At 69.7% G+C, this 12279-nt stretch carries 10 protein-coding genes; 1 reads left to right on the plus strand and 9 read right to left on the minus strand.

Translation table 11 applies throughout. The annotated features are described in order from the left end of the window. Nucleotides 1–47: 47 nt before the first annotated feature. The 4 genes from FHX60_RS17290 to FHX60_RS17305 form a co-directional block, all read right to left on the minus strand. The gene (locus FHX60_RS17290; protein ID WP_183284009.1) at nt 48–785 is read right to left on the minus strand and encodes a nicotinate-nucleotide adenylyltransferase; all 738 of its coding nucleotides are present in this window, start codon (nt 783–785) and stop codon (nt 48–50) included. Nucleotides 786–795: 10 nt separating this feature from the next. Beyond that, nucleotides 796–1707 (minus strand): oxygen-dependent coproporphyrinogen oxidase, encoded by a 912-nt coding sequence (gene hemF / locus FHX60_RS17295; RefSeq protein WP_183284010.1) that lies wholly within the window; start codon nt 1705–1707, stop codon nt 796–798. 141 nt (nt 1708–1848) lie between these two features. Continuing rightward, complete coding sequence (gene purD / locus FHX60_RS17300) at nt 1849–3117, minus strand: phosphoribosylamine--glycine ligase (protein WP_092308252.1); 1269 nt, start codon at nt 3115–3117, stop codon at nt 1849–1851. 89 nt (nt 3118–3206) lie between these two features. Beyond that, complete coding sequence (locus FHX60_RS17305) at nt 3207–3932, minus strand: YebC/PmpR family DNA-binding transcriptional regulator (RefSeq protein WP_092308254.1); 726 nt, start codon at nt 3930–3932, stop codon at nt 3207–3209. A 219-nt stretch (nt 3933–4151) separates the two neighbouring features. Here FHX60_RS17305 and FHX60_RS17310 point away from each other — a divergent pair, with 219 nt between their 5' ends. Continuing rightward, the gene (locus FHX60_RS17310; protein WP_112773522.1) at nt 4152–5675 is read left to right on the plus strand and encodes a helicase HerA-like C-terminal domain-containing protein; all 1524 of its coding nucleotides are present in this window, start codon (nt 4152–4154) and stop codon (nt 5673–5675) included. Nucleotides 5676–5743: 68 nt separating this feature from the next. Here the strand turns inward: FHX60_RS17310 and FHX60_RS17315 are convergent, their stop codons facing one another. From FHX60_RS17315 to FHX60_RS17335, 5 genes are all read right to left on the minus strand, one after another. Further along, nucleotides 5744–5908 (minus strand): DUF3149 domain-containing protein, encoded by a 165-nt coding sequence (locus tag FHX60_RS17315; RefSeq protein WP_092308258.1) that lies wholly within the window; start codon nt 5906–5908, stop codon nt 5744–5746. 123 nt (nt 5909–6031) lie between these two features. Further along, nucleotides 6032–6682, minus strand: a complete 651-nt coding sequence (gene upp / locus FHX60_RS17320) for a uracil phosphoribosyltransferase (RefSeq protein WP_012352165.1) — start codon at nt 6680–6682, stop codon at nt 6032–6034. A 162-nt stretch (nt 6683–6844) separates the two neighbouring features. Further along, on the minus strand, nt 6845–8245 hold the full coding sequence (locus FHX60_RS17325) for an MFS transporter (RefSeq protein ID WP_258396817.1): 1401 nt from the start codon (nt 8243–8245) through the stop codon (nt 6845–6847). Nucleotides 8246–8839: 594 nt separating this feature from the next. After that, on the minus strand, nt 8840–11779 hold the full coding sequence (locus tag FHX60_RS17330) for a c-type cytochrome (protein WP_183284011.1): 2940 nt from the start codon (nt 11777–11779) through the stop codon (nt 8840–8842). Then, nucleotides 11776–12273 (minus strand): (2Fe-2S)-binding protein, encoded by a 498-nt coding sequence (locus tag FHX60_RS17335; RefSeq protein WP_092308262.1) that lies wholly within the window; start codon nt 12271–12273, stop codon nt 11776–11778. The genes FHX60_RS17330 and FHX60_RS17335 overlap by 4 nt, the downstream gene beginning before the upstream one ends. Nucleotides 12274–12279: the final 6 nt, after the last annotated feature.

Raw genomic sequence — 12279 nt, forward strand, 5'->3', positions numbered from 1 at the left:
CAGCTCAGATCGGTTTGGGGGTGGGCGCGGGGTCGATGCAACCCTGGTCATGCCCGGGCCGGGGCGTTGCGGTACAGCCCGTGGCTGGCAATGTAGTGTGCCACGCCGGGCGGCAATTGGTCATCTGCCGGCTCGCCGGCTGCCAGCCGCTGGCGCAGATGGGTGGAAGAGAGGTCGACGGCGAGCGTCTGGTCGATCCACATCCGGCCGGAGGGCGTGCATTGTATCAGGTGCGTGTCGGCCTGGCGCTCGGCCAGCGCGGCCAGCACCGGGCCCTCCAGCGCCGCCAGCGCAAAGCGCGGCCGTGTTGCGGTGCACAGGTGCACGTGCGCGAACAGTTCCTGCCAGCCATGCCAGGTGTGCAGGCGCAGCAGCTGGTCGGCGCCCATCAGCCAGCACAGCGAGGCCTCGGGGCCGTATTCGTCGCGCAGCTGGCGCACCGTGTCGATGGTGTAGCTGGGGCCGGCGCGATCCACCTCCATGCGGCTGACGCGGACTTTGGCGCCGCTGTCGCCGAGCGCAGCGGCGGCCAGCTCGGTCATCGCCAGGCGGTCGGCGGCCGGGGTCACGTCGTCGCCTTTCTGCCAGGACTGGCCGGTGGGAATCCATACCAGCTCGTCCAGGCCCAGATGGTCGATGCACAGACGCGCCAGCGCCAGATGGCCGACGTGGGGCGGATCGAAGGTGCCGCCCAGGATACCCAGGCGGTAGGGGCGGTCGGCGCCGGGCTGTGGCGACGCGCCCGCGTCGGCGGCGGGCATGCGGGATTGCGCGGGATGGGCCATGGGTCAGCCGTCAGGCCCAGTCGCGCGCCGGCAGGAAATCGGTGTACAGCGCCGCTTCGGGGCTGCCCGGTTCCGGTTGCCAGTCATAGCGCCAGGCGGCCAGCGGCGGCATCGACATCAGGATGGACTCGGCGCGCCCGCCCGATTGCAGGCCGAACAGCGTGCCGCGGTCGAACACCAGGTTGAATTCGACGTAGCGCCCGCGCCGGTAGGCCTGGAAATCGCGCTCGCGCTCGCCGTAGGGCATGTCCTTGCGGCCCTGCAGGATCGGCAGGTAGGCCTCCAGGAAGGCGTCGCCGACCGCCTGCATCATGGCGAAGCTGCGCTCGAAGCCGAGCGCGGAGAAGTCGTCGAAGAAGATCCCGCCGACGCCGCGCGCCTCGTTGCGGTGCTTCAGGAAGAAATACTCGTCGCACCACTGCTTGAAGCGCGGATACAGTTCGTCGCCGAAGGGCGCCAGCGCCTGCTGGCAGGTGCGGTGGAAGTGCGTGCAGTCACCGGCGTTGCCGTAGTAGGGCGTCAGGTCCATGCCGCCACCGAACCACCAGACCGGCTCCGCCCCCGGCTTGAGCGCCAGGAAGCAGCGCACGTTCATATGCACCGTCGGCACATGGGGATTGCGCGGATGGAACACCAGCGACACGCCCATGGCCTCGAAGCTGCGCCCCGCCAGTTCGGGACGGTTGGCCGTGGCCGACGGCGGCAGGGTGTCGCCGCTGACATGCGAGAAGCCCACGCCGGCGCGTTCCATCACCGCGCCGCCTTCCAGGATGCGGGTGCGGCCGCTGCCGCGCAGGCGTTCGGTGGGCGGTTTCTCCCAGGCGTCGGTCAGGAACGGCTGGCCGTCGATGGCACCGATGGCATCGGTGATGCGGTCTTGCAGACCGAGCAGATAGGCACGGACTGCCTGGGAATCGATCATGGTTGGCTGAATCGGATAAACCGACGAATGGACCGGCCGGATGGCACTCCGGCAGCCAGTCGGCTGCCGGGTACGTCACAGCATTGTCACGATTGTACCGGCTGGGCGGCCGCTTGGTCGCCCGGGGCCGGCGGCGGCCAGTCAGCGCTTGATGGCGCGGTAGCCGATGTCGGTGCGGTATTGCATGCCGTCGAAGCGGATCTGCTCGACCGCGGCATAGGCGGCGCGCTGCGCGGCCTTGACGGTGTCGGCCAGGCCGACCACGCACAGCACGCGCCCGCCCGAGGTCAGCAGGGTGCCGTCCTTGAGCGTGGTGCCGGCGTGGAAGGTCACGCTGTCGTCGGTTTCGGCCGGGATGCCGGTGATGGCATCGCCCTTGCGCGGATCGTCCGGATAGCCGTGGGCCGCCATCACCACCCCCAGCGCGGTGCGGCGGTCCCAGTCCAGCTCGATGCTGTCGAGCTTGCCCGAGACCGCGGCTTCCATCACGTCGACCAGGTCGGTCTTCAGGCGCGCCAGGATCGGCTGGGTTTCCGGATCGCCCATGCGGCAGTTGAATTCCAGCGTCTTCGGGTTGCCGTCCTGGTCGATCATCAGGCCGGCGTACAGGAAGCCGGTGTACGGGATGCCGTCCTTCTCCATGCCGCGCACCGTCGGCAGGATGATCTCGCGCAGCGCGCGCGCGTGCAGCGCGGGCGTCACCACCGGCGCCGGCGAATACGCGCCCATGCCGCCGGTGTTGGGGCCGGCGTCGGCGTCGAGCAGGCGCTTGTGGTCCTGGCTGGTGGCCAGCGCCAGCACGTTCTTGCCGTCGACCAGCACGATGAAGCTGGCTTCCTCGCCCTCCAGGAATTCTTCGATCACCACGCGTGCGCCGGCGTCGCCCAGCTTGTTGCCGTCGAGCATCATGTCGACGGCCTGGTGCGCCTCTTCCAGCGTCATCGCCACCACCACGCCCTTGCCCGCGGCCAGGCCGTCGGCCTTGATCACGATCGGCGCGCCCTGCGCGTCGATGTAGGCGTGCGCCTGGGCGGCGTCGGCGAAGGTCTGGTAGGCGGCGGTGGGGATGCCGTGGCGCTGCATGAACGCCTTGGCGAAATCCTTGGACGATTCCAGTTGCGCCGCGGCCTGGGTGGGGCCGAAGATGCGCAGTCCCTTGGCGCGGAAGATGTCCACGATGCCGGCGGCCAGCGGGGCCTCGGGGCCGACCACGGTGAAAGCCACGCCCTCGCGCTCGGCAAACGCCGCGATGACCTCGGGATCGGTCAGCGGAACATTCTGCAGGCGCTTGTCGAGCGCGGTTCCGCCGTTGCCCGGGGCGACGTACACCACCTGCACCTTGGGTGACTGGGCCAATTTCCAGGCCAGCGCGTGTTCACGTCCACCCGAGCCGACAACCAATACTTTCATGATCCACTGCCAGAAAAGAAACGCATGCAAAAAGGCGGCAGCTGGGTCTTGTTGGCCGGGCTGCCGCCGTTGGGGAGCTTGTTACCGTTTTAGTCTTCGATCACCGCGTTGGTGAAGACTTCCTGCACGTCGTCCAGGTTTTCCAGGGCGTCGAGCAGTTTCTGCATCCTGGCCGCGTCGTCGCCGCTGAAGCTGACTTCGTTCTGCGGCTTCATCACCACGTCGGCAACTTCCGCCTTGAAGCCGGCGGCTTCCAGCGCGGACTTGACCGCGGAAAAATCGTTGGGCGGGCAGGTGACCTCGATCGAGCCGTCGTCGTTGGTGACGACATCGTCGGCGCCGGCTTCCAGCGCGGCTTCCATCAGCTTGTCTTCCGGCGTACCGGGAGCGAACAGGAACTGGCCGCAGTGGGTGAACATGAAGGCCACCGAGCCCTCGGTGCCCATGTTGCCGCCATGCTTGGAGAACGCGTGGCGCACTTCGGCCACGGTGCGGGTGCGGTTGTCGGTCAGGCAGTCGACGATGATCGCGGCGCCGCTCAGGCCGTAGCCCTCGTAGCGGATTTCCTCGTAGTTCACGCCTTCCAGGCCACCCACGCCGCGCTGGATCGCGCGCTGGATGTTGTCCTTGGGCATGTTGGCGTCCATGGCCTTGTCCATGGACAGGCGCAGGCGCGGGTTGGAGTCGGGATCACCGCCGCCGAGCTTGGCGGCCACGGTGATTTCCTTGATCAGGCGGGTCCAGATCTTGCCGCGCTTGGCGTCGGCGGCGGCTTTCTTGTGTTTGATATTGGCCCATTTCGAGTGACCGGCCATGATTCTCTCCGAAGCGGAATGCGGTGATCTGCGGTGATGTTGTGCGGGGTCGCCAGGCGCGCCGCGGCTGCATCGGCAAGGCGGGCGGGCGGCGCGCGCCAGGTGACGGGTATGCCTGGCGGCTGGCTATAATCAGCCCAGGATTTTATCACGCGGGCCTGCCCGCGCCGCCCGGACTCGCTCGACTCCCAACCGACCCTCACGGAATCCAGGAACATCATGGCCGACCCCATCCTCATCGCCAAGAATGCCGAACATGAACTGGTGCTGCTGCCGCAGATGGGCAACCGGCACGGGCTGATCACGGGAGCCACCGGCACCGGCAAGACCGTCACGCTGCAGACGCTGGCGCAAGGGTTCTCGCGCCTGGGCGTGCCGGTGTTCATGGCCGATGTCAAAGGTGACCTGACCGGCATTTCGCAGCCCGGCCAGCCGTCGGACAAGCTCAAGCAGCGGCTGGCCGACCTGAACCTGCCCGAGCCGGTGTGGGGCGGGTGCCCCACCGCGCTGTGGGACGTGTTCGGCGAGAAGGGCCACCCGGTGCGCGCCACGGTCTCGCACATGGGGCCGCTGCTGCTGTCGCGCATGCTGGAGCTGAACGACACGCAGCAGGGCGTGCTGAACCTGGTGTTCCGCATCGCCGACGCCAACGGCCTGCTGCTGCTCGACGCCAAGGACCTGCGCGCGATGCTGCAGTACGTCGGCGACAACGCCAGCCAGTTCACCACCGAATACGGCAATATCTCGGCCGCCTCGGTCGGCGCGATCCAGCGCGGGCTGATCGCGCTGGAGTCGCAGGGTGGCGATGTCTTCTTCGGCGAGCCCATGCTGAACCTTGAAGACTTCATCCAGACCGACAAGGGCCAGGGCGTGGTCAATATCCTGGCCGCGGACAAGCTGATGAACTCGCCGCGGCTGTACGCGACCTTCCTGCTGTGGATGCTGTCCGAACTGTTCGAAAAGCTGCCCGAGGCCGGCGACCTGGACAAGCCCAAGCTGGTGTTCTTCTTCGACGAGGCCCACCTGCTGTTCAACGATGCGCCCAAGGCGCTGCTCGACAAGATCGAGCAGGTGGTGCGCCTGGTGCGCTCCAAGGGCGTGGGCGTGTACTTCGTCACGCAGAACCCGGTCGATATCCCGGATACGGTGCTGGGGCAGCTGGGCAACCGCGTGCAGCATGCGCTGCGCGCCTTCACCCCGCGCGACCAGAAGGCGGTCAAGGTGGCGGCCACCACCATGCGCGCCAACCCGAAGCTGGACCTGGAAACCGCCATCGGCGAACTGGGCGTGGGCGAGGCGCTGGTGTCGTTCCTCGACGCCAAGGGCACGCCCTGCGTGACCGAGCGCGCCTGGGTGCTGGCGCCCGGCAGCCGCATCGGCCCGGCGACCGAGGACGAGCGCAGGCAGCTGATCGCCAGCTCGCTGGTGGCCGGCACGTACGAGCAGACCGTCGACCGCGAGTCCGCCTATGAAAAGCTGCGCGGCAGCGTGCCGACGGTGGCGAATGGCGGCAAGGGCGCGGGCGGCGCGCAGTCCGGGCAGCCGGCAGGCGAGCAGGACAGCGGCTGGCTCGGCACCGCCGGCGAAATCTTCGGCACGCTGACCAAGGGCACCGGCAAGAGCGGCCGCGGCGATTCGATCCTGGAATCGATGGCCAAGTCGGCCGCACGCACGGTCGGCTCGCAGGTCGGGCGCGAGCTGATTCGGGGCGTGCTGGGGAGTTTGCTGGGGAAGAAGAAGTAAGGAAGTCCGCCGGTTTGCTCCGCTCTCCCGCAGGGGAGGAGCGGAGCAAACCGGCGGTCATTCATGGGTCAGCGCCGCTGCGCCGCGTCGCGCGCCTTCGCCGCTTCACCATCCTCGCGCATCTTGCGCGCGAACATGCGGGCGAAGAACCAGCCCATGCCGATGATGAAGACGATCACGCCCAGGCTCATCAGCCCGGTGCTGGTACTGAACAGGATCTTGAAGGCTTCCATGCGTCGCTCCCTTGGTGTGGATGGTGGGGCGCGGCGTGGTTGCGCCGGCGCTTGCCGCCAGTGTAGGGAGCCGCTCGAGGCGGGCTATTGAGGCCGGTCAAGCGCCGGCCAGCCCGCCCACGCTCAGTTCTTGGTGCCGAACAGCCGGTCGCCGGCATCGCCCAGCCCGGGCACGATATACGCATCGGCGTCCAGGTGGCTGTCGAGCGAGGCGACGAACAGCTTCACCCCCGGATGCGCTTTCTGGAACACTTCCACGCCCTCGGGGGCGGCCACCAGCGCGACGAAGGTGATGGCCTCGTCCTTGACGCCGCGGCGCTTGAGCACCTCCACCGCGTGCGCGGCCGAATAGCCGGTGGCGACCATCGGATCGCACAGGATGAAGCTGCGGTCCTCCAGCGCGGGCAGGCGCACCAGGTATTCCACCGGGCGATGCTGCTCGTCGCGGTACACGCCGATATGGCCGATGCGCGCCGACGGGATCAGCTCGACCAGCCCGTCGCTCATGCCCACGCCCGCGCGCAGCACCGGCACGATGGTCAGCTTCTTGCCGGCGATCACCGGGGCGTCCAGCTCGACCAGCGGGGTTTCGATGCGGCGCGTGGTCAGCGGCAGGTTGCGGGTGATCTCGTAGCCCATCAGCAGCGTGATCTCGCGCAGCAGCTCGCGGAACGTGCGCGTCGACGTTTCCTTGTCGCGCATGTGCGAGAGCTTGTGCTGGATCAGCGGGTGGTCGAGGATGAAAAGGTTGGGAAAGCGCGGATCTTGTTTCATGGCTGGCGGCGAGGGCTCGGCGGGATGGCGAGTGAAGCGCGCGCGCGAGGCCGGTTGGGGCTCGCGCGCCGCGCCGTTGCAGCCGGATTGTAATGGAAGCGGGCCGCCGCGCCCCCACCGCGGCCCCACCGCGGCCCCACAGCCGCGCCATGACGCCTTCGGCTAGTCGAGCGCGCGGTCCTTCGACTCGATATCGACCAGGAAGATGGCCAGCGCCGCCACGGCCAGGAACGAGGACAGCAGCACCAGCGCCAGCGTGAACTGGCTGGCCATGATCGGCGCGATGATGGACGGGGCGAACAGGCCGCCGAAGCGCGCCATCGCACCCGCGGTGCCCATGCCGCTGGCGCGCAGGTCGGTCGGGTACACCTCGGGCGTGAAGGCGTACAGCGCGCCCCAGGTGCCGAGCAGCGAGAAGCTCATCAGCAGGGTCGAGCCGATCACCAGCGCCGGGGACTGGCCCAGGCTGTACAGCATGCAGCCCGCCGCGCTCAGCAGCAGGAAGCCGATCAGGGTCGGCTTGCGGCCCCAGCGCTCGACCCCGTGCGCGGCCAGCGCGAAGCCGGGCAGCTGCACCAGCGCCAGCACGATCAGGAACACCTGGCCGCGCATGAAGCCGAAGCCCTGGCCCGCCAGCTTCACCGGCAGGTAGACGAAGACTCCGTAATAGGCGATCGAGATCAGCATCCACGCCGCCAGCAGGCAGATGGTGCGGCGCCGGCAGCCGGCCGCGAACAGCGCGAACACCGATTTGCGCTCCATCTTCTGCGGCTGCAGCGCGCCGATCTCCACCGACACGCGGTTGGCCGCGGCCACCCGCTGCAGCACCGCGCGGGCCTCCTCCGAGCGTCCCGATTTATTCAGGTAGAGCGGCGACTCTGGCACGAAGAAGCGGAACACCACGCCGACCAGCGCCGGGATGCCGGTAACCAGGAAGATCAGCCGCCAGGCGTCGTCGCCGCGCGACACCGCGATCAGCGCCAGGATCGCCAGCAGGATGGTGCCGACCGCCCAGAACGACTCCAGCAGCACCAGCCAGCGGCCGCGCCGGTCCGACGGCAGGAACTCGGCCATCATGGTGTAGTCGACCGGCAGGGTGCCGCCGACGCCGATGCCGGTCAGGAAGCGCAACAGCAGCAGCCACTGGAAGTCCGGCGCGAAGGCCGAGGCAACGCCGCAGATCGCATCGATGATCACCGCCATCATCAGCACCGGACGGCGGCCGATGCGGTCGGCCAGCCGGCCGAACACGAAGGCGCCGATCAGCATGCCGACGAAGAACATGGTGCCGGTCTGCAGCGCCGTCGGCACCGGGATGCCGAAGGTTGCCGCAATCGACGGCGCGGTGAAGCCGATCGACAGCACCTGCATCGCGTCGGCAAGCCACACCAGGCCGAATATGACGAACAGCCGATACTGGAAGCGGCCGACGCCGGCCGCACGGATGCCTTGCTCGATCGTGATGGGGGGCGACGACGCTGCGCGCGCGCTGGGCTGGGGCGCCGAGCCCAGGGTTGCGTCCGGGATGGTCGTGGTGGCCATGGATGAAATGGATGACGACATGTTTGTCTACCTGTCTTTATAGGCTGGTTCTGGAACTCGGAAGCACGCGTGGAGCGAAGCAGCCCGGCACGTGATGCCAGCTGCTGCGGAATGCAGCGGCGCCGGCGTGACTGGCACGATTGGCGCCGCTCGGCGTCCCGGCGGGGGCGATGGCTTCCACCTGGCGAGGCTAGAACTAACCCGGTAGCACGCCTGCAACAGCTTCCTGGTACTGATACGTCATAGTCACTCCTGGTTGTCTACCCTTGGTTTGGTCAGGCCCGGTGTCCGGTGGTCTGGCGGAACTATGCAAGCCCCGCGCCAGGGCGTCCGGTGAGGTATCGGGCCGGTCTTATGGTTTTGTGTTCTTGTCCGCCGCTTGCGGCGCGCCGTCCTTGTGCGGGGAGGCACCGCTGCGTGCCTGCTGGCACTCATGTAGTGCGCACTACATGATCGTTCAGCGTAAGCTACATGAAACTGGCGGGCAAGGCCGAATTGCGTTTCTCTCCTCGGGGTTTTCCCGCGCGCTGGCCGGCTGGCGCAGGGTCGGTCACGCCCACGCGCCCGGCGCCGATGCGCAGGGCCTGCCAGCGTGGTGCACGGTGCTCCGGTGGTTCAGTGGACAGGCGCCGCGCGCAGCCGCGCGACGGTGTTCTCCAGGTCCTGCCATGCGGGTTTGTCGGGCGCAAAGCGCGCACGCAGGTACTGCGCCAGTTGCGCGATCTGCTGGTCGTCGAGCGTGTCGGCATAGCCAGGCATCGCGCCCAGCTCGCTGTTGGGCGGTGCCGGCATGCCGCGCAGCAACACCTGGATCACGTTGTCCGGCAGCTTGCTGTGCAGGTTGGTATTGAGCGCCAGCGACGGCTTCACGCCGAATTGCGCGATGCCCTGGTCGGACTGGTGGCAGACCGCGCAGGCGCTCTGGTACAGGCGTTCGGCGGGACCGCCCAGCGTGCGCGCGGCCTGCTGGCTGCGTTGTTCGACCTGCGCCGCCTGCGCCGCCAGCACCGACGGCGCCGGTGCGGGCGCGCCGAACGAGGCCACGTAATGCGCGATCGCGCGCACGTCGTCCTCGGGCAATTGCGCGAGTTCTTCCACCACCGGCGCCATCGGTCCCGCGGCGGCGCCATGGTGGGGCGCATAGCCGCCGCGCAGGTAAGTGAACAGCGCGGCCTCGGTCCACGGCACCGGCGCCTGCGACAGCGCGGTCAGCGCCGGCGCTTCCCAGCCTTCGGCGCTGCCGCCGGTCAGGTAGCGGCGCCCGCCTTGCTCGGCGCCGAGCGCGTTGCGCGGCGAATGGCAGGCGCTGCAGTGGCCCAGCCCCTCGGCCAGGTACGCGCCGCGATTCCATTGCGCCGAGCGCGACGGGTCCGGCGTAAAGCGTTTATTGCGATGGAACAGCAGGTTCCAGCCGGCCAGCAGCGGGCGCACGTTGAAGGGGAAGGCGAGCTGCGTCTGCGGCACCGCGGCGGTCACCGGCTCGGCCGACATCAGGTAGCCGTACAGCGCCTGCATGTCGCCATCGCTGATCTTGGCGAAGGCGGTGTACGGGAACGCCGGATACAGGCGCCGCCCGTCGCGGTGGATACCTTCGCGCATGGCGCGCTCGAAGGCGGCGAACGACCAGTTGCCGATGCCGGTCTGCACATCCGGCGTGATGTTGGTGCTGTAGACCGTGCCGAAGGGCGTTTCCAGCGGCAGGCCGCCGGCGTTCTTCGCGCCGCCCGGTGCGGTATGGCAGACCGCGCAGTCGCCGGCGGCGGCCACCAGCCGGCCGCGTTCGAGCGTGGCGGCGGAATAGAAGCCGGGCTCGGGCGGCGCCACCGGCGCGATCGGCGCGCGCCACGGCAACAGCGTGGCGCACACGCCGGCCGCGGCGGCCGCCGCCGCCGCGATCCAGCCGCGCTTCTTGCGTTTGTCGCCGGGACTTGCCTCGGCCAGTGCCAGGCGGATGCGTTCGGCGCTGAACGGTGGCTTGCGCAGGCGCACGCCGGTGGCATCGTAGATGGCATTGGCGACGGCGGCGGCCGCCGGCATCGAGTCCGTGGGGCCGGCAGCCAGCGCATCGTGCGTGGCCAGCGTGCCGGCCAGCCGCACTTCGGGCAGGGCCTGGGCCGGCACGGCGGGCAAGGTTTCCCCCGCAACACGCGCGTCGGCCGGCCAGGTGTCGAACCCCGGCGTGGCGGCGGTCAGCTGCAGCGCGGTTGCGGCCACGTCCCGCTCGATCGAGCGCGTCGTCGTGGCGGCTTGCGGTGGCGGCAGCGATTCGCTGTCATGCCCGACCGTGACGCGCGTGACGGCCAACTCGCCGGTGGTGCCGTCGACCTCGACCTCCGCAACCCACGCCGACCAGCTCTGGCCGGCGTCGTGGTCGATGGTGTGGGCATAGGCAAAGCCGCGGCCGCGTCGCACGTTGCCCGCGGCGGCGCTGGCGCGTGGCGCGGCGGCATTGGCGTCCGGGTCCCAGCCGGCGCGCTCAGCCACCTGCCGCACCAGCGCCGCGCCGCGCGGGTCGTGCAGATGCGCGAGGCGCAGCGCCACCGGGTCGGCGTCGCTGGCGGCGGCAAGCTCGTCGAGATGGGATTCGCGCGCGAACACCTGCGCGCGGGCTGCCGTCAGCGGCGCGGCTGCGAATGCAGCCGGGTCACCGGACACGGCGAGCTCGACATGGGGGATGCCATACGGCGGCAGCGCAGCGTCGCCGCCATGCCCCGCATCAAGGCGGTCCGTCACCGGCGCCGGCGTATGCGTCAGCCACAGCGCCAGCGGTGAAGCCGGGGCCGTGGCGCCGGACAGCGTGGCGGCGTAGGCGTCGACGGTGGCGCCGGTGCGGGCGCTATCGATGCGGAGATCGAACGCGGCATCGGCCAGGCCCACCTCGGCGGCGCGCAGCCGGCGCACCACCGGTTGCCCGCTGGCGTGCGCCAGCAGGGCCGCGTCGGCGGCAGCGTGCGGTGCCAGCAGCGCGGGGTCGGCGCGGTCGTGCGGGTCTTGCCAGCAGACCAGCAGCACTTGCATTGGCGCGATGCCCAGCAGCGCAGCGAGTTCGGCGCGCAGTGCGCCGGGGCGCGTGGCGGGCAGCCATACGGTCAGCATGCCGTCGCGCCAGTCGGCGACAACGGTGCAGCAGGCATCGTCGCGGCTGCCCGCCAGCGGCCACTGGTAATGCTGCGTGTGGGATACGCGGGCGTGTTTGAGCGCATCGGCGGCATCGCCGCGCTGCGCCAGCGTGTGGCGCGCCGCAGCGGTGGCGCCGGCGCGCGGCGGACCAGACCAGCGCGCCCGCAGCGCCCGCGCCGCGTCGGCGGCCTGGATGGCCGAAACCGCGGCCACGCCGGCAAAGCTGTTGCGGACCACCACCGCGCGGATGCCAGGCAGCGCCAGCGCGGCGTCGCGCTCGGCGTGCAGCAGGCGCGCCGCGAGCGGCTCGCCGCCCACCCAGCGCAGGCCCGGGGGTGTCAGTACATGGGCCACCAGGCAATCGGCGGCGCCCGGCGGGAGGCCGGCGGCCAGTGCCGTGGCCGGCGTCGCCGCTTGCACGATGCCGGCGCTCACGACGCCGCCCCTTGCGCGGCTTGTCGCTGCAGCACCGCGGCCCGCCTGACCGCGCGCACGATTTCCACATGCGTGCCGCAACGGCACAGGTTGAAGCGCAAGGCTTCGCGGATCTGCGCTTCGTCGGGGTCGGGGTTCTGCGCCAGCAGTGCCTTGGCGGTCATGATCATGCCGTTCAGGCAGTAGCCGCATTGCGCGGCCTGTTCTTCGATAAACGCCTGCTGCACGGGGTCGGGATGCTGTGCCGTACCCAGGCCCTCGAGCGTGGTCACCGCGTGGCCCACCGCGGCCCGGACCGGCAGCACGCACGAACGCGCGGGCAGGCCATCTACCAGCACCGTGCAGGCGCCGCACTGGCCCAGGCCGCAACCGTACTTGGGCCCGTTGCAGCACAGGTCGTTGCGCAGGATGTAGAGCAGCGGCGTGTCAGGCGCCACCTCGAGCGTGTGCTCGGCGTGGTTGACCTGCAGGGTCAGGGGGCGGGGCGTGTTCATCGGGGG

This window comes from Cupriavidus alkaliphilus, assembly GCF_014191175.1.
GTDB classification, from domain to species: domain Bacteria; phylum Pseudomonadota; class Gammaproteobacteria; order Burkholderiales; family Burkholderiaceae; genus Cupriavidus; species Cupriavidus alkaliphilus.